The organism is Natronosalvus caseinilyticus, assembly GCF_017357105.1.
In the GTDB taxonomy this organism is placed as follows: domain Archaea; phylum Halobacteriota; class Halobacteria; order Halobacteriales; family Natrialbaceae; genus Natronosalvus; species Natronosalvus caseinilyticus.
This window is the reverse complement of sequence record NZ_CP071596.1, coordinates 155,852-173,243: the sequence shown is the minus strand read 5'-3', so window position 1 is coordinate 173,243 and position 17,392 is coordinate 155,852. Positions and strand designations below refer to the sequence as shown.

At 66.1% G+C, this 17,392-nt stretch carries 19 protein-coding genes; 8 read left to right on the top strand and 11 right to left on the bottom strand.

The genetic code is table 11. From position 1 onward, the window contains the following. Positions 1–91: 91 nt before the first annotated feature. The 5 genes from J1N60_RS00850 to J1N60_RS00830 all read right to left on the bottom strand — a co-directional run bounded on the left by J1N60_RS00850 (position 92) and on the right by J1N60_RS00830 (position 5,790). Positions 92–2,413: a transglutaminase TgpA family protein gene (locus J1N60_RS00850; protein WP_312909926.1), complete on the bottom strand. Its 2,322-nt coding sequence runs from the start codon at positions 2,411–2,413 to the stop codon at positions 92–94. Further along, entirely contained in the window at positions 2,410–3,606 is a 1,197-nt protein-coding gene (locus J1N60_RS00845; RefSeq protein WP_312909925.1) for a DUF58 domain-containing protein, read from the bottom strand. Before J1N60_RS00845 ends, J1N60_RS00850 begins: the two co-directional genes overlap by 4 nt. Beyond that, complete coding sequence (locus tag J1N60_RS00840; RefSeq protein ID WP_312909924.1) at positions 3,603–4,592, bottom strand: AAA family ATPase; 990 nt, start codon at positions 4,590–4,592, stop codon at positions 3,603–3,605. The genes J1N60_RS00845 and J1N60_RS00840 overlap by 4 nt, the downstream gene beginning before the upstream one ends. 274 nt (positions 4,593–4,866) lie before the next feature. Continuing rightward, positions 4,867–5,061 (bottom strand): cold-shock protein, encoded by a 195-nt coding sequence (locus J1N60_RS00835; protein WP_117362766.1) that lies wholly within the window; start codon positions 5,059–5,061, stop codon positions 4,867–4,869. Positions 5,062–5,184: 123 nt separating this feature from the next. Further along, positions 5,185–5,790, bottom strand: coding sequence for a DUF7573 domain-containing protein (locus J1N60_RS00830; RefSeq protein ID WP_312909921.1), 606 nt, complete (start codon positions 5,788–5,790; stop codon positions 5,185–5,187). Positions 5,791–5,808: 18 nt separating this feature from the next. On the opposite strand from J1N60_RS00830, the gene J1N60_RS00825 reads away from it, so the two are divergent. Then, the gene (locus J1N60_RS00825) at positions 5,809–6,003 is read left to right on the top strand and encodes a DUF8024 family protein (protein ID WP_312909920.1); all 195 of its coding nucleotides are present in this window, start codon (positions 5,809–5,811) and stop codon (positions 6,001–6,003) included. Positions 6,004–6,051: 48 nt separating this feature from the next. Here the strand turns inward: J1N60_RS00825 and J1N60_RS00820 are convergent, their stop codons facing one another. Both J1N60_RS00820 and J1N60_RS00815 read right to left on the bottom strand, forming a co-directional pair. Then, positions 6,052–7,131: a 5,10-methylenetetrahydromethanopterin reductase gene (locus J1N60_RS00820; protein WP_312909918.1), complete on the bottom strand. Its 1,080-nt coding sequence runs from the start codon at positions 7,129–7,131 to the stop codon at positions 6,052–6,054. Beyond that, the gene (locus J1N60_RS00815) at positions 7,131–7,901 is read right to left on the bottom strand and encodes a coenzyme F420-0:L-glutamate ligase (protein WP_312909916.1); all 771 of its coding nucleotides are present in this window, start codon (positions 7,899–7,901) and stop codon (positions 7,131–7,133) included. Before J1N60_RS00815 ends, J1N60_RS00820 begins: the two co-directional genes overlap by 1 nt. A gap of 160 nt (positions 7,902–8,061) precedes the next feature. On the opposite strand from J1N60_RS00815, the gene J1N60_RS00810 reads away from it, so the two are divergent. The 5 genes from J1N60_RS00810 to J1N60_RS00790 all read left to right on the top strand — a co-directional run bounded on the left by J1N60_RS00810 (position 8,062) and on the right by J1N60_RS00790 (position 12,420). Then, the gene (locus tag J1N60_RS00810; protein ID WP_312909915.1) at positions 8,062–8,631 is read left to right on the top strand and encodes a DUF6789 family protein; all 570 of its coding nucleotides are present in this window, start codon (positions 8,062–8,064) and stop codon (positions 8,629–8,631) included. A gap of 68 nt (positions 8,632–8,699) precedes the next feature. Continuing rightward, positions 8,700–10,085, top strand: coding sequence for an eIF2B alpha/beta/delta subunit family protein (locus J1N60_RS00805; protein ID WP_312909914.1), 1,386 nt, complete (start codon positions 8,700–8,702; stop codon positions 10,083–10,085). A 151-nt stretch (positions 10,086–10,236) separates the two neighbouring features. Beyond that, a complete protein-coding gene (gene ddh, locus J1N60_RS00800; protein ID WP_312909913.1) occupies positions 10,237–11,193 on the top strand; it encodes a D-2-hydroxyacid dehydrogenase in 957 nt (318 codons plus the stop codon). A gap of 130 nt (positions 11,194–11,323) precedes the next feature. Then, complete coding sequence (locus J1N60_RS00795) at positions 11,324–11,812, top strand: GNAT family N-acetyltransferase (protein WP_312909911.1); 489 nt, start codon at positions 11,324–11,326, stop codon at positions 11,810–11,812. Between the two features lie 62 nt (positions 11,813–11,874). After that, complete coding sequence (locus tag J1N60_RS00790) at positions 11,875–12,420, top strand: hypothetical protein (RefSeq protein ID WP_312909909.1); 546 nt, start codon at positions 11,875–11,877, stop codon at positions 12,418–12,420. On the opposite strand, the gene engB is transcribed toward J1N60_RS00790, so the two are convergent. The 4 genes from engB to J1N60_RS00770 form a co-directional block, all read right to left on the bottom strand. After that, positions 12,403–13,026 (bottom strand): GTP-binding protein EngB, encoded by a 624-nt coding sequence (gene engB / locus J1N60_RS00785; RefSeq protein WP_312909908.1) that lies wholly within the window; start codon positions 13,024–13,026, stop codon positions 12,403–12,405. The genes J1N60_RS00790 and engB overlap by 18 nt on opposite strands. Positions 13,027–13,093: 67 nt before the next feature. Next, the gene (locus tag J1N60_RS00780; RefSeq protein ID WP_312909906.1) at positions 13,094–13,264 is read right to left on the bottom strand and encodes a DUF7576 family protein; all 171 of its coding nucleotides are present in this window, start codon (positions 13,262–13,264) and stop codon (positions 13,094–13,096) included. 150 nt (positions 13,265–13,414) lie between these two features. After that, entirely contained in the window at positions 13,415–14,524 is a 1,110-nt protein-coding gene (locus J1N60_RS00775) for a PGF-CTERM sorting domain-containing protein (protein ID WP_312909904.1), read from the bottom strand. 300 nt (positions 14,525–14,824) lie between these two features. Continuing rightward, positions 14,825–15,019, bottom strand: coding sequence for a cold-shock protein (locus tag J1N60_RS00770; protein WP_006087767.1), 195 nt, complete (start codon positions 15,017–15,019; stop codon positions 14,825–14,827). A gap of 270 nt (positions 15,020–15,289) precedes the next feature. On the opposite strand from J1N60_RS00770, the gene J1N60_RS00765 reads away from it, so the two are divergent. Together J1N60_RS00765 and J1N60_RS00760 are read left to right on the top strand one after the other, a co-directional pair. After that, the gene (locus J1N60_RS00765; RefSeq protein WP_312909888.1) at positions 15,290–16,015 is read left to right on the top strand and encodes a queuosine precursor transporter; all 726 of its coding nucleotides are present in this window, start codon (positions 15,290–15,292) and stop codon (positions 16,013–16,015) included. A gap of 149 nt (positions 16,016–16,164) precedes the next feature. Then, complete coding sequence (locus J1N60_RS00760) at positions 16,165–17,256, top strand: aminopeptidase (RefSeq protein ID WP_312909886.1); 1,092 nt, start codon at positions 16,165–16,167, stop codon at positions 17,254–17,256. Positions 17,257–17,392: the final 136 nt, after the last annotated feature.

Below are 17,392 nucleotides of genomic sequence, written 5' to 3'. Positions count from 1 at the left end.
CTACTGTTTCAGGACGTTGATCGATCGGATCGATGGGACGAACCGGATACGAGGTCTCGGTTCGGCTCACCACTGCAGGCTCGACCCACCATTAGCGCCACAGCCGACCGACGATCGGTGCCCGTTCGCGAGCGAGTTCCCTGACCAGCGAGACGGCCTCGTCGGCCGTGGATTCGTCGACGCCACCGCCGTAGCGAGCCCGCTCGTAGCACTCGAGGACGCGTCGCGGTCGCGGGTCCGTCAGGCCGACCCGCTCGAGCGAATCGACGTACTGGCGCGGCGACTCCCCGCGTTTTCGGGGCCGGAAGCGACGCGCGAGGACGAGCTCGAGGCGCTCGTAGGCCCGGACGGTGTCCTCGGTCGGGTCGCCGCGGAAGCCGTGCCAGTAGCGGCTGACTTCGCGGTTCACGAGCGAGCCGACGCCGGCCCGATGGCCGCCGGCGGCGAGGCCGATCATGAGTGCGACGCCGACGAGGAGGTCGCCGGGGGTGAGCGGGATCAGGTCGTCTTCTTCGTCCTCGTTCCCGCCAGCTGAATCGACGCCGGTACCGCCCGTACCATCTCCAGACGGATTGCCGGGCTGGAGTGGGTCCTGGGGGCCGCCCGGTCCGCTGGGAGTATCGTTGGTGCCGTTCGTGTCGTTCGTGTCGTTCCCCGACGGATCGTCGCTAGTGTCGTTCGGGTCGAGCAAATCGTCGATGTCGCCGTCGAGGTCGGGCACTGACTCGTTCTCTTCCGGGCCGTCGACGGGAACGTCCTCGCTCTGGTCCGTATCGATGCCCGATTCGTTGTCCTCACGGGCCTGCTCGAGTCGCTCCTGGTGGGTGGCGTCCCGGGACGAGGAGGGCGTCGGCTCGAAGACGACCCAGCCCTGGTCGGGGAAGTAGACCTCGACCCAGGCGTGGGCGTCGAGCCCGCGGACGACGTACTCGTTGTCGTCGACCTGCTGGCCCGTGGTGTAGCCCGTGGCGTACCTGGCGGGGATGCCCTCCGAGCGCAGCATCTGGGTCATCGTCGTCGCGAAGTAGACGCAGTAGCCCTCGTCCATCTCGAGCAGGAACTCCTCGGCGGCGTTGCCGCCGGGGCGGTCGACCTCGAGGGAGTAGTCGTAGCCGTCCTGGAAGTACCGCTCGATGGCGGCGGCCTTCTCGTAGGGCGTCTCCGCGTCGGATTCGGCGAGGATCTCGTCTGTTCGGGTGGCGAACTCGTTCGAGTGGCTCTCGGGCATCTGGAGGTAGTACTCCGTGATCGGCTCGGGATACTCCGTTCCGGCCTCGTTGAGCGTGGTGGGGTCGGCCTCGAGGACCGCGCTCTCGACGTTGTAGGTGTCGCCAGCGATGAGCGGTCCGTCCGGCATCGGCTGGCCGTGATCGGACACGCGCGTGTGTGCCGTCACGTCGCCGTCGAGTGCGGTCGGACCGGTGGGAACCGGCATCACCTCGAGCTGGCGCTCGATGGTAATCGTGTGGTTGGCCGTCTCGTACGCCCCGTCCGGTTCGGGGAGGCCGACGTCGTCGTAGGTGGCGTCCGGGCCGCTCCTGATCCACGAATCGCCCGTGTAACGGTCGTACACCCCCGTTCGCCAGTAGGTGGGCTCCTCGGTCACGACGGTGAAGTGGACCTCCGGCGAGAGGTCGACGCTGCCGGTGATCGTCGACCGATCGGGGTCGCCGTCGACCGCGCCGTCGAGCGTGCCCGGTTCGCTCTCTAGCAAGAACGTGGGGCTGGCAGCGCCTCCGGGGACGAACGTGATGGTCATCGAGAGAAAGACGATGATCGCGAACATGATCGCCAGGACGTCGGCCTGAGCGATCGAGCCCTCGTGTCGGTCGAGTTCGCCGAATCCGACCGCGGCGATGCCCCCGACGACGCCTACGAGGGTCACGCCGATGCCGGCGTCCGTCGTCAACACGAGAAACAGGAGAGCTACGCCGCCGGGAACGACGCTCAGGACGTACCGCTCGCGCATCGCGAGGTACCACGTGAGAAAGACCGGGGCGGGCGCAAAGCCCAGCGTCCAGATGCCCGCCTCGAGCATCTGAATCAGTGGCATTCCGGTCGCGAGCGTGATCGTGTCCGAGAGGAACTTGTCGGCCTGACCGACTGCGGCTCCCGGCGCGTAGCCGGCGGCCTCGAGGTAGTACAGGAAGCCAATCGCCGTCGCGCCCAGACCGATTGCCAGGGCCGTCCGTGGTCGGATTGTGTGAGCGAGAATCGTCGCCGCGAATACCATCGTGAGCACGAGGAGGTACAGCGACTGCGTGCCGCCGACGGTTCGGGTGATCTCGCTCAGCGTGAAGACGATGCCCGCGAGGAGGACGAGCACGCCCGCCAGTGCGAGGGTCCGAAAGAGCGTCGCCGTCGACCCCTCGAGCGAGGTGGTGATCGAGTTCGGAACAGTGCGCGTGCTCATGGCGACACCCCCGTGCCAGGCTCCTCGAGGTCGTCGCTGGAGGCACCGGAGCCATCGGCGTCAGGTAGTCCACCGGAGCCATCGGAGTCACCGGGGGCGCCGAATCCACCGGACCTGTCAGCGCTCGAGCCACCGGACCCGCCAGACCCGTCGGCAGCGATCGCCGTCGACCCGGTCGAACCCTCGTCGACCCCACTGCCGCGACGCCCGTGACGCCCGCGAAGCCGGTCGAACGGAATCTCGTATCCATCGACGAGCACCAGGACGCCCGACGCGTCCGCCTGGATCAGGACGTCCGCCTCCCGGCGAGCGCGGTCGTCGAGTTCGCCGGGACCGACCACGGCGAGTTGTCGCAGCATCTCGAGGTGATGACGTTCGCCCGCGTCGGCCTCGAGGGTGCCCTCCACGGTCGAGACGCCGACGGCGACGTCCTCCCTGAGCAGATACGTGGCCACGCTGGCGACGGCAGTGGCGAGGTCGTCGTCGCGTCCGGGAATGCACTCGCCAACGAGGTCGACCGAGCCGACGCGGCCGTCGGCGACGAACTCCTTGACGACGAGTTCGTCGTCGGCTCGTTTGGCGGCGGACTTCCAGTGAATGTCTCGAAGGGAGTCGCCGCGGGTGTACTCGCGGAGGTGGTCGAACTCCTCGCGATCGTAGGCGCCGACGGCGTCGTGAAGCAGTTGCAGGTCGTGTTTCGCGCCGCCCCGGAGGTCGTGGACCCGGGGATAGACCAGCACCTCGCCGGTCCGGTCGTACTCGAACCGTTGCTCGACGAGTCCGAAGACGTCGCTGACGACGACCGTAACTGGGCCGATTTCGTGGATACCGCGGCCCTCGAGGTTGATTTCGTAGGTGAGCGAGTTGCCGTCGACGAGGGTCGTCTCCCTGACGTTGCCGTCGTCGACCGCGGACACGCCGTCGGGGAGGTCGTCGCGGACGGTGGCCGATAGCGGCGACTCGACGTCGACGGTGAGTTCGACCGTCCGTCGCTCGCCCGGATATCCCTCTTCGGTGGGAACCCGGCGAATGTGCGGGCGGTCGACCCGCGCGGCCGTGATCACGCCGGCGACGAGGACGAACGCCAGCGGCGCGACCACCGCGTTGAGCGCTCGCGAGCCGAAACTGGCCGCCATCCAGAGACAGAAGCCGACGACGGCGACGGTCCCCCAGCCGCGTCGCGTGAGTTTCATGGCACGCGGACGTGCTCGAGGGCGTCCTCGACGACGGCCGCACCGTCGGTCTCGCGGCCGTTCGCGCTCGTCTTGATTCGGTGGGCGAAGACGTACGGCGCCTCGTGCTGGATGTCGTCCGGGATGACGTACTCTCGTTCGTCGAGTACGGCACGGGCCTGGGCCGCTCGCAGGAGGGCGATGGTGCCGCGCGGGCTCGCGCCGATATGGGCGTGCTCGCGGGTGTAGCCGGCCAGCTCGCTCGCGTACTCCCGGACGGGGGGCTCGACGGCGACGTTGGCCACCGTCTCGCGCGCGCGGACGATCGACTCGAGGTCGGTGACTGGCTCGAGCCCCTCGATGGGGTGGTGGCCGACCGTGCGACCGAGCATCTCGGCTTCCTCGTCGGTGTTCGGGTAGCCGAGCGAGAGTTTCTTCATGAAGCGATCGACCTCCGCGAACGGGAGTTCGTAGGTCCGATTGGGCTCGATGGCGTTCTGGGTGGCGATGACGACGAACGGGTTCGGCAGCGGGCGGGTGTCGCCGTCGACGGTCACCTGGCGTTCCTCCATGGCCTCGAGCAGGGCCGACTGAGTCTTCGGCGGGGCGCGGTTGATTTCGTCGCCGAGGACCACGTTCGCGAAGACGGGGCCGTGCTGGAACTCGAACTCGCGGGTCTTCTGGTTGAAGACGTTGACGCCGGTGATGTCGGAGGGGAGAAGGTCGGGCGTAAACTGGACCCGTCGGAAGCTACAGTCGATCGAGCGCGCGATCGAACGGGCGAGCATCGTCTTGCCGACGCCGGGGACGTCGTCGAGGAGCACGTGACCGCGAGCGAGGATGGTGGTGATGACGTGGTCGACCTCGTCGTCGTGACCGATGATCACGCGCGTCACGTTCTCTCGAACCGTCTCGACGAGGTCCGCGACGGCTGCAATGGGGAGTGGATCGATGGTTCCGAGCTGATTCGTCGTCTCCGGCTGGGATGAAGGATTGGCGTCGGTCATAGTGGCTGCGTGTCTGGAGGCCAGCGTAGCGGGCATACCCTGGATACACAGTGGATAGTGCTCCTTGTGCGATTGATCGACATATGTTTTGTGTCTTTCAGGTATGCCGGGTCCGTCGAGGGGCGGTCGACGACGCCCGGACGGCTGGATGGTAGTGCTAGACTCTCGGATTGCCAGCGGGAAATAGTTGTACCTGCCCGCGACCGACCGACGACGCTGTCGGCACTCACGTCGTAACGATCAGAAAACGATACCTCCGTCTGGCTCGACTGACTCAGAGTCTCTCGAGATTCGTCGCGCGCGGGCCTTTGTCGGCCTGCTCGATGTCGAACTCGACTTCCTGCCCCTCCTCGAGGTCAGGACCGCCAACGTCTTCCATGTGGAAGAACACGTCGTCGTCCGCGTCGTCAGTTTCGATGAATCCGTATCCGCCAGTGTCGTTGAAGAATGCGACCGTACCTTTCGCCATTGCATTCGTACTAAGTGAGGACGGAAGCATAAAGCTTCTGGAGGGGACGGTCGATCGTTTTCTCGTCGATTTTGACCACAATCGGCCTCGAGCAGGGCCGTAGAGCCACAATCTCCGCGCCGATCACCACTCCTTACACGACGGACACGCCAGGTCTCCGTCGTCTCGCCAGACCCGGTCGACACTCGAGTCACAGCGATTGCAGGTGTAGGTTCCCCAGGCGTACGTCGAGAGGCCGGCGTCGTGGTCGCTCGACGACAGGTCGGATTCGTCCGCCTCGACCGTGTTCTGGGCGCTCGAGGCAGGTGTTTCGTCCAACGAGATGGCGGCGGCTTTTTCCTCGGTACTCGCTTCCTCAGTATCCACTTTCGCGGCATCTGCCTCCTCGGTATCAGTTTCCGCGACACCTGCCTCTTCGGTCCTCGCTTCCGCGGTGTCCGCCGCCGCGGACGACCCCTCGTCCTGGACGTAGTCGGTGAGTCGGCTGTCCTCGGTCACGCGTACCGATACAAACGCCCGGGGTTTATATTGTTTGTCGAAGCCGAATCGCCGTTCCCAGACCATCGACTCGATGCTCGTGACTGGAACGCCGACGAGCGCAGTTCTGGAGCCGGGTTCGAATTCGAGTCCGAACCCTGGCCAGAGCCGACGATAGACGACGTACCTCGAGCGACACCGATCGCTCAGATCCGGTCGACTATCGACCAGACCGATATCGCCAAGTACCATCGCTAACAATCGTCGTACATGGCTTCCGTTCCGTTCCTCGATCCGATCGTCAGCAACCTGATCGAAATGATCAACCTGTTCTCGAACGTCGCCACCGGCGAGGGGCTCGCTCCCCTCCTCTTACTGATCGGGGCGATCTTGGTCGCCTTCAGCATGGGCGTCTTCGGCGTACTCACCCTCGGCGGACTGGGTAGTCTCTTCTCGCTCGAGTAGGTCGTTTCCGGCCCGGTCACCAAGTTGTTTCTGGCCCGGTCGCCCGTCTTACGCCTGCGCCTGCTCGAGCGCCCACGCCGCCTGCTCGACCGCCACCTCGAGGTCCGGCCCCAGCGGCGACCCGACGACGATGCCATCGACGAACTCGAGGATCGCCTCGAACCGGTCGGCCACCGTCTCGGGGGTTCCGGCGACGGCGAACGCGTCGATCATCGCGGGGGTGACGGCCTCGAACGCCGCCGAGAGGTCGCCGGCCTCGAGGTGGCCGCCAACCGTCTCCACCGCCGCCTCGTCGAGCCCGTGACGCTCGATCACGGGCGGTGCGGCGCCGCCGGCGATGAACGCGACCGGCGGACGGGCGGCCTCCCGCGCCGCGACCTCCTCGTCGGCGACGCTCACGCTCGAGAACGCGAGCGCTTCGAACGGGCCGCGGTCGTCGGGGCGGTCCGCGAGGCCGATCTCGACCTGGTTGGCGGCCCACTCGAGGTCGCGCGGGTGGGAGGCGTTGACGAGCACGCCATCGGCGTGTTTCGCGCTCATGCGGAGCATGTGAGGGCCCTGGGCACCGACGTAGACCGGGATCTCAGTCGGCTCGAGGTTGAGCGAGGCGTCCTGGGCGGTGAACGTCCCGTCGTGGGTGACGGTCTCGCCGGCCCAGAGGTCTCGTGCCACGGTGAATGCCTCGAGAACGCGACGGAGGGGGCGGTCGTGCTCGAAGCCGAGGTTCGACAGCGCCGAGCGGTCGCCGGCACCGATGCCGTAAACGGCCCGACCGCCCGACACCTCGTCGATCGTCGCCATTCGGGCCGCGAGCGTCACCGGATGGTCCTGGAACGGGTTGACGACGCCGGGACCGAGGGCGATCGAGTCGGTCCGCTCGGCCATCCGCGAGAGCGACACGAACGGATCCCGGTTGAAGTAGTGGCTGCTCGAGAACGCGACGTCGAAGCCCTCGGTTTCGGCGATGGCCGCGAGGTCGGCGATCCGGTCCGGCGGGTGTTCGGGGGTGAGCTCGATTCCCCAGGTGGGACTCGAGTCGCTCGCGTCGCTCGCGCCGGTCGAGTCAATCGAATCGCTCGAATCGTTCGCGTCGCTCGCTTCGCTCGAGGCGGAGTTCTCGGCCGTCATCAGCCGTCGTACCTCCACTCCCGCAACGCCTGGCGAACGAAGTCCCCCTCGAGGTCACGAAAGAGCGCGTCGCTTCCCTCGTGGTTGCCGAAGTCCCAGTCGTGGACGACGACCGCTGGCGTCCCGTCCGCCCCCTCGCCGGTCACGAGGTTCGCCGCCGACGCGAGTTCGTCGACGACGGACTGAACGGTGACGCCCAGTTCGCGGCCGTCGCGGTCGTGCTCGCCACGCCAGTCGCGACTCGCGGGCATGCCGTCCCAGCCCAGGGCGACGCCGCGCTGACCGTGACGAAACGGCCGCCCGCAGGTGTCGGTGACGATCACGGCGACGTCTTCGGTCCCGCGCTCGAGCAACCCGTTTCGAATCCGCTCGGCGCTCGCGGCCGGTCGCTTCGGCAACAGGAGCAGGTCGTGATCCGGGACGTTCGAGCGATCGATCCCCGCGTTCACGCAGACGTGACCGAAGCGCGTCTCGGTCAGCAGGAAGGGCGCCTCCATCACGAGTTCCGTGCTCTCCTCGAGGACCGCCTGGGCGAACCGGGGATCTTTCTCCTCGCCGGCGATTTCCTCTATCCGCGCCGCGATCTCTCGAGCGCGCGGGCCCGCTGGAAAGTCGGCGAGGTCCGCCGCTCGACCCTCGGCCTTCGAGACGACCGTGCTCGCCACCGTCAGCACGTCGCCGGCCTCGAGGTCGGCCCGGTCGGCGACGAGTTCCGCCAGGTCGTCGCCGGGGCGGATCTCGGGGAGATCCGGCACCGCGTTGAGTTCCATACTCGAGGGGTGGGTCAGGAGGGTGAAAAACGCACCGTCACCGGCTACCGTCTCCGACGACGTCCCGTCGCCGTCGAGAGCCGGTGCGCTGCGCCCGGTGACCGGTGTCGGAAGGTGCGCGCCGAGGGGTTAAGGCCGTGATCGTGGTACGGTCGACACCGTGACTCCCATCGCCGACAGCCTCCGACGCCTGCGTTCGATCGCCGAGACCGAGGGTCGCTCGAGTGAGTCGGACGACCGCCCGCGCGAGTATCACGTCGCCGACGCCGTTGCTCGAGGCGTCCAGGCCGGCTTCGTCGCGACGCTGATCATGACCGCCTTCCGCCTGCCGATCCTGCGCTCGCTGCCGCCGTCGGCGAACTTCTGGTCCCGGTACGTGACCGGCGACGATCCGAGCGACCACCCGGTCGCCGGCCTCGTCTTGCACTTCGTCTACGGAATCCAGGCGGGCGCGCTCTTCGGCGCACTGTTCTCGCTGTACGACGCCGACCGGGCTATCGAACCCGAACAGCGTGGCCTCGTCTGGGGTGCGGTGTACGGCATGGCGCTGTCGGCGTTCGGCTCGCAGGTCATGCTGAAGGAAATCCTCGACATTCGACTCGAGTCGGACGAACTCGCGCTGTTTCACGCCGGTCACCTGGTGTACGGCCTCTCGCTGGGTGCCTGGGTCGGCTCGCGAACCGAGGGCGTCGAGGATCCCGAGGAGTACGAGTACGGCGACGGCAACTGAGGGGTCGGTGACGGCCATGGGTACCGGCATCCGAAAACGCTACCCCGCGAGCGCGCCTCGTTTTTCGCATGACCGATTCGACGAACGACGACGGACCGGAACCGAGTCACGTCGTCACCGCCTTTCTCCGAAACGCCGGCGAGATCCTGCTGGCGCGCCGGAGCGACGCCGTCGGTACCTACACTGGAACCTGGGGCGCCGTCTCCGGCTTCGCGGAGGGCGACCCCGACGCGCAGGTGACACGGGAAATCGCCGAGGAAACCGGCCTCGAAGACGCCTGCACGCTCGTTCGATCGGGTCGCCCGCTCGAGGTGACCGACGCCGAGATCGGCCGAGAGTGGGTGGTTCACCCCTACCTGTTCGACTGCGACGCCCGCGAGGTCGACCCGAGCGAGGAACACGACGCCCACGAGTGGGCACACCCGACGGCGATTCTCACAGGCGAGTTCGAGACGGTTCCCGGCCTCTGGGCGGCCTACGAGCGAGTGGCGCCGACTGTGCGTTCGATCACCGCTGACGCCGACCACGGCGCTGCGTGGCTCTCGATCCGGGGCCTCGAGGTCCTGCGAGACCGGGCGGGACTGCTCGTTGCCGAGCGTGCGGACGACGCACTCGAGAACGACGGACGGACGCCCGCTCGCGACGAGGAGTGGGACGAACTCGCCGCCCTCGCCGACCGACTGCTCGAGGCCCGACCGTCGATGGCGGTCCTCCGCAACCGGGTCGATCGGGCGATGGGGACGGCGCTCGAGGCCAGTCGAGAAGGCGACGAGGGTGACGCGGCGAGCGAGGACGAAACCCCGACCCCGGACGCCGCCACCGTCCTCGAGGCGACCACCGCCGTCCTCGAGCGCGCCGTGACCGCCGACGACGAGGCCGCAACGCGGGCGAGCCAGCGCCTCGATGGGGCCGAGACCGTGATGACGCTCTCGCGGTCGGGCACCGTGCTCGAGGCGATTCGAGCGAGCGACGCGAGTCGCGTCTACGTCGCCGAATCTCGGCCCGGACTCGAGGGTGTCGACGTCGCCGAGTCGCTGGCCGACGAGCGCCCCGTGACGCTGCACACCGACGCCGCCGCGGCGTCGCTCCTCTCGCGCGAATCGATCGACCGGGTGGTCGTCGGGGCCGACACCATTCGCCCCGATGGCGCCGTCGTCAACAAGACCGGCACCAGGGGACTGGCGCTCGCGGCCGCTCACGAAGGGATCCCCGTGACGGTCGTCGCCGCGAGCGACAAGGTATCGACGCGCGAGGATGTCGCCCTCGAGTCCGGCTCGAAGAACGACGTTTACGACGGCGACGCCGAGATCGACGTCGCCAACCCGACCTTCGACGTGACACCCGCCGAGTGCGTCTACGAACTCGTTTCCGAGCGCGGTATCCTCGAGTCCGACGACGTCACGGCCCTCGTCGAGGAGGCGCGCGAACTCGCAGCCTGGCAGGAGAAACGATAGACCGAAAGCCGCTCGACTCGTATCGACGAGCGGGCGGCGGTGACGAGGAGTTACCCCCACCGAGCCCCGTGTGACGAGGGATGCTATCCCGAGCCGCCCACTCCTACTCGCTGCAGGAACGTTGAACTACCAGTCGTCCGTACCGCCAGTCATGGCTGATTTCGATGCCGCGCCCGAGATCGACCTCGAGCACCTCGGCGTCCACGAGTCCGTCTCGACGGTGTTTCCACCCGAGGAACTGATCGAAACGCTCGAGGACCTCCCCGTGACGGTCTCGCTCGTCGCGGACGAGAACCGCGACGACGTCGACTGCGATGCCGTCGTCACCTTCGAGCACCGGAAATGGTTCACCGACCTCGAGTGGGTTCACTCGATTCAGGCGGGCGTCGACCGCTTCCCGATGGACGACTTCGAGCGCGTAGGCGTGGTCCTCACCAACAGCACTGGCATCCACGACCGAACGGTCGGCGAGACGGTGGCCGGCTACCTGCTGGCGTTCTCCCGACGGCTGCACCGCCACGTGGCCAACCAGCAGCGCCGGGAGTGGACCCAACCAGACTGGAACGAGGCGTTCACCTTGCCCGGAACGACGGCCTGCGTCGTCGGCACCGGCACTCTCGGTCGGGGCGTCGCCGAAGTCGCCGGCTCCCTGGACGTCTCGATGCGCGGCGTCCGTCGCACCCCCGAAGACGTCCCCGGATTCGACGAGATATACACGACCGACGCTTTGCTCGAGGCCGTCTCCGGTGTCGACTTCGTCGTCTCGACGCTCCCGCTGACCGACGAGACGCGCGGCCTGCTCGACGCCGCTGTCTTCGAGGCCATGGACGAGGACGCCTACGTCGTCAACGTCGGTCGCGGCCCAGTCGTCGACGAATCGGCGCTCGTCGACGCGCTCGAGGCGAACAAAGTGGCGGGAGCGGCCCTCGACGTGTTCGAGACCGAACCGCTCCCGTCCGACTCGCCCCTCTGGGCGATGGACGAGGTGATCGTGACGCCCCACTCCGCAGCGTTCACCGTCGATTACTACCGGGACATCGCCGGCCTGGTCCGGGAGAACGTCCGTCGACTCGAGGCTGGCGAGACGTTCACGAACCGGGTGGTGTGAGGACGTCGGGCGGTGGTGATGTCAGTGTCGGCGACGGTGACGGGGAACCGACGGTGACGGTATCGACGACGATGACAGTTGAGTCTGCCTGATCGACAGGCACAGTGGCACTCGTCCCGTACCGATCCGTATGGTCGAAATCCGCCCTGCTCGAGCGACCGACGGCGAGGCCCTCGTGTCGGTCCACGTCGCCGCCGTCCGCGAACTCGGAGTCGCCGCCTACGAGTCAGCGCAGGTCGACGCCTGGGCGGCCAACAAGTCGCCCGACGGCTACCCCGTCGACGTGGATACCGCACACTTCGTCGTTGCCACGCGAAACGGCACGGTCGTCGGCTTCGGCCACCTCGAGTTCGGCGTGGACGAGGTCCAGGCCGTCTACGTCCACCCCGACCACGCGCGAACGGGAGTGGGACGAGCGCTCCTCGACCACCTCGAAGCAACGGCCCGCGCGACCGGACTCGAGCGTCTGACGCTGCTCGCGTCGAAAAACGCCGTCGAGTTCTACGAACACCACGGCTGGCGGGGGCTCGAGTGGGTCGACCACGAGTCGACCGGTGGCGTCGTCCTCGAGTGTTTGCGGATGGAAAAGTCGGTCGGCCAGTCGTCCAGAAGCGAGTGACGAAGGACCGGTATTCTGGATAAATATAAAGACTTATTCACTTGCTGATGTTTCGATTCGATATGCCACGAAAGGTATCCCGCCGAACGGTCGGTATCGGTCTCGCGACCGTAGTCGCCCTCCCCCTTGCTGGCTGTACGAGCGATGACGATGATCAGGAGGGAAACGGCGATAACAACAATACCAGCGACGACAACACCAGCGACTCCAACGGCAACAACGACAGCGACTCCGACGGCAGTGGAAACGAATCGGACGATAATTCGGCCAACGAGACCGACGACGGCGAAGAGTACGCCGTTACTATCACCATCGAAAACGAGGACGGCCAGACGGTCTCCGAGGGCGTCATCGTAACCATCGAACCGGCAGACGGTTCGTTCGGCAAACAACAGATCTACGATTCCGACATCTCCGAAGGCGTAGCCGAAGCGACCCTCGAGGAAGGCGAGTACGTCGTCACCGTGGAAGCAGACGAGTACAGCGAAAACGACTTCGAGCCCCAGGAACAGGAGCTGACGCTCGAAGAGGACACCGAACTCGCGTTCACCGTCGATGCAATCGGCGACGGCGAGCGCGAGGACTCGTCGTCAGAAGAATCGGAATAGATCGTCCCGTTTTTGTTCGTGCAGGTGCGTGCGAACCGCCTCCTCGAGCGCGTCGATCTGCCCCCGTTTGGCCGTGATCGGGGCGATCGTGTCCTGCCACTGCTTCCACGGCGGAAGGAGCCCCAGTCGGTCGCACAGTTCGTCGAGTCGCTCGTCCCGGTCGTCGACCTTATCCATCTTGTTGACGGCGACGACCGTCGGCACGTCGAGTTCCCGGAGAAAGTGAAACATCTCGACGTCGTAGGGAATCTCGTCCTCGCCGGAGTGACGGTCGATGATGTCGACCACGCTCTTGCCGTCGACGACGAGGATGCCGACGAGGATCGAATCGGCGTGGGCCTCGAGGTATCGGACGATGTCCGTCTTGATCTGGTCCTGGCGATCCGCTTCGACGCCGCTCATAAAGCCGAATCCGGGGAGGTCCGTGATGACGAAGTCCTCGGCCGTCCAGTCGTAGTGGTTGGGCGTCCGGGTGACGCCGGGCTTGCCGCCGGTGTCGAATTTGTGGCCCGTAAGCTCTCGCATCAGCGTCGACTTGCCGACGTTCGACCGGCCGACCAGGACGACCTCGGCGTCGCGGTCGGGTCGCGTCTCGAAGGGATTCACGTACTCGCCATCGGGCGGGGCGGGTATAAACGCGACGAGAGCGAGCGAGGCTGGTTCGCCACCGGTGCTACTCGAGCCAGCGTTCGAGGCACTCGTCGCTACAGAAGTGGCGGTGGACCACCGCTTCGTCCTCGACGGCGGTGAGTACCCGCTGATCCGGTGTGTCAGCGAGGGACTCTCCACACGTCCGACAGTCCCGTTCGTCGGCCGTTCCGCCGTCAGTTCGACACGTGCGCATGCTATTTCGTACCAGGGGCGTGTCACACTTGAACGAACCTGTTGCGGCGGTATCGGCCACCGTCAGCACCAGGCACACACTCGAGTGGGTGCGAATCGGGATTTACGATTCACGACGAGGCGCTTGGTAATTCACGACGAAACCGTGGATTCACGATGACATGCGACGCCGTCCAATAGCCGCGATCACCAGCGACGTTATCGCGAATCCAGCCACTCCTGCGCCGAAGCCCGGTTGAGCGTCGTCGTTCGCGCCGGCGGTCTCGTCGTCCTCGGGGTCGTCTTCTAGAACGGGGCCGTCGCTCGAGCGGTCGTCTGCCCCAGTCCCGTCGTCCGTTTCGTTGTCGTCGGCACCGTCGCCGTCTCCCTTCGTCTCCTCGCCATCGCCATCGGATCCATTCCCATCATTTTCGTCCGAATCCGAACTCGAGTCGTCCGTTTCGTTTTCGGATCCTCCATCGGACTCTCCGTTTTCATTGCCATCACCGTCACCAGCCGTCTCGTCGACGAGTTGCAAGACCACCGTCACCTGCCCGTGGGAGGAGTCGGGCGTGAACGTCCAGCCACCGCCGGCTTCCTCGTAGGAGACCGCGTCCTCGACGGGGTCGACGCTCGAGTCCCAGCCGGTGCCGGCGGGTTCCTGCTGGATGTAGCCGACGACCTCGATGCGGTCGGCGTGCTCGCCCTCGACGACGGCCTCGCCGTACTCGACGCTGTCACCCTCCTCGGAGAGGCCGTGAATCTCGATGCAGTGGCTGTCGAGGTAGGCGTCGCCCTGAGGCAGGTCGGAGACGCCGAACTGGTCGGCGTCTAGCGGGCGCTCGTAGTGGTCGGTGAGCGGATACCGGGTGACGAACGGGTCGGCGTGGGAGTGCCACGCGACGGACTCGCCCATCTGGAGCGTGACGGTCGTATTCGGAACCGTTTCGCCCATGATCGGGTCGCCTGCCTCGTTGACCAGCGTCGTGCAGACTTTCGAGGAGCCGTCCCCGAGATACGGGGTCCGGTACTCGTCGCGCGGGTTGACGTAACTGATCCAGCTTCCGTCGGCGGCGGCCGCCTCGAACCAGGGGTCCCCGCGTTCGGGCACCGGCTCCTCGGCGGCCGGTTCGCTGACGTTCTCCGGACCTGGGTCGACGAAACCGGTGGCAGGTGCGAGCTGCCCCGCGCCGACGAGGGCGCCGACGGTGAGGCCAGCGAGCAAGAGGGTGAGGCCGGCGAGCGATACGACTTTCCAGCGATCGGGTAGCGTGTGCGACATGAGCGTGATTCTGACTCGTCGCCGCTCGAGAACCCCGCGAGCGCGAGTAGCGGGCCTCGAGGCGACGAACGTGGATCAGCCCACGACAGTCACCGGTTTGGGTATATCACGCGTACCTGACCGTACGGACTCGATACGCGACGGTACGTGGCGGTTACCGGTCGCTCGAGTCACTTCAGCGACTGCGTAACTGCGTCTCTGAGACCTACGTAACTGCGTTCCTGCGCACCAACGGACGCGTCGCTCGCCGGTCAAAAATGGTGAAAATGTGAAATCCGGGCGTCGGAACGAAAAGCCGTGTTACAGGCGGGTGACGTTCGTCGCGCGGGGACCCTTGGGGGCCTGTTCGATGTCGAATTCGATGTCTGTGCCTTCTTCGAGGTCCGGACCGCCGACGTCTTCCATGTGGAAGAAGACGTCATCGTCCGCGTCGTCCGTCGAAATGAAACCGTAGCCGCCTGTGTCGTTGAAGAAATCAACGTTGCCTTTCGCCATTGCTTTTGAACACAACGCCGATAGACGGATAAGACTTGCGTGGGTCCCGTTCACTCGGGCCTCGATGTAAAAAACCCGATACGACCGGAATATCCGTATGTTGTGACCGATTCGGAACGCGGACGGTCCAGAATCTCGAATACAAACGTTCCGTCGCCACCGACCGAAATAATTCCCGGGGATGGGCGAACTCTGGGTCCGGTATTCCCTGGGTCATACTCGAGGAAGCTTTTCGCTACGACTTTATCCGTGTACTCGCGAGGAGTGGGTATGACTCAGTCCCAGTCCCAAACTCGAGCCGGGCCGACGACCGTCCAGGTTTCGCTCATCGCCGTGTTCGTCACGGCGCTGGTCACGGCTCAGGTGACGGCGGCGAAGGTGCTCGCGTTCGAACTGCCCTTCCACCTCCCAATCGCGGGCGACGAACTCTTCCTGCCGGGTGCCGCGCTCGCATACGCGCTCACCTTCCTCGCGAGCGATTGCTACTCGGAACTGTACGGACGGAAGGCCGCCCAGGTCGTGGTCAACGTCGCGTTCGCGATGAACTTCCTCCTGCTGGCGCTCGTCTGGTCGACCATCGCAGCCCCCGCCGCGCCGACGAGCGTGGATCCGGCCACCTTCGAATCGGTCCTCGGCGCGTCGACGAACATCGTCGCCGGGAGCCTGCTCGCGTACCTCGTCAGCCAGAACTGGGACGTCTGGGTGTTCCACGAAATCCGCGAGTACACTGACGGGGACGCCCTCTGGCTGCGCAACATCGCCTCGACGGCGAGCAGCCAGGCCATCGACACCGTGATCTTCGTCTCCGTCGCGTTCGCGCTCGCACCGATGGTCCTCGGCGTCGGTCCCGTCCTCGAGCCCGGGGACATCGCCACTCTGATCGTCGGTCAGTACCTCCTCAAACTGCTGATCGCCCTCCTCGACACCCCCGTCGTCTACGCCGTCGTCGGGTTCGTCCGTTCGAGGGACTCGAATTCGTCGTCGACACCCGTCTGATCGGCGCGCTCGAGGCTGATCTCGAGCCTGCGATGAATTCGATTAAACTATAATTTCTATAGCAATAGCGGACACCTGGTGTCGATACGAACCGCCACCGCCGCGAGGCGAACCGCTGGATTTAGTGCCCGACTCGAGTCAGGTGAGATATGGACGAACGCGTACGCGAACACGCATCGGTGCTGGTCGACTGGAGCGCGCGAATCGAGGCGGGCGATGACGTGGTACTCTCCGTCGGCCCCGAGGCACACGACCTCGCGGTCGCCGTCGCCGAAGAACTCGGCGAGCGGGGGGCGAACCTGCTCACGACCTACGGCTCCGGCGAGGTGACTCGAGCGTACCTCCAGGCGCACGACGGCGACTTCGACGAGGATCCCGAGTACGAGCGCCGCCTCTACGAAGAGGCCGACGTCGTGCTCTCCATTGGGGGCGGACGAAACACCGCGGCGATGGCCGACGTGCCGAGCGAGACTCGCCAGGCCTACCGCACGGCGCGCTCGGGGGTCCGCGAGGCGCGCTACGACACCCGCTGGGTCTCGACGGTCCACCCGACGCGCTCGCTCGCCCAGCAGGCCGGGATGGCCTACGAGGAGTACCAGGACTTCGCCTACGACGCCATCCTCCGGGACTGGGAGGCCCTGGCCGAGGAGATGGCGAAGATGAAGGACGTCCTGGACGCCGGGTCGGAGGTCCGACTGGTCAAGGAGGGAACGGACCTCACCATGTCGATCGAGGGCCGGACGGCGGTCAACAGCGCCGCGTCCGTCGCCTACGACTCGCACAACCTCCCGAGCGGCGAGGTGTTCACCGCGCCCTACGATACGGAGGGCACCGTCACGTTCGACGTCCCGATGACCATCGACGGCGAGGCCGTTCGGGACGTCCGCCTCGAGTTCGAAGCCGGCGAGGTGGTCGACCACGAGGCCGCCCAGGGCGAGGACGTACTCACGGACATTCTCGAGACCGACGAGGGTGCCCGGCGCCTGGGCGAACTCGGTATCGGCATGAATCGCGGCATCGACCGCTTTACCGACAGCATCCTCTTCGACGAGAAGATGGGTGACACCGTCCACCTGGCGGTTGGTCGGGCCTACGACGCCTGCCTGCCGGAGGGCCAGACGGGCAACGAGTCGGCCGTCCACACCGACATGATTACAGATATGAGCGAGGAGTCTCGCCTCGAGGTAGACGGCGAAGTTATTCAGCGAAACGGGACGTTCAGGTGGGAACGCGAGACGTGAAGGAACGAACGTCTCGGAAATCCGAACGGAGAGGAACGACCCGTGAGGAACGCGAGTTCGAGGCCTAAGACGGCACTTCTTGATCAAGCGTTTGCGAGCGAGTCGCGAAGCAGGGAGTGAAACGGTGAGCACGGGC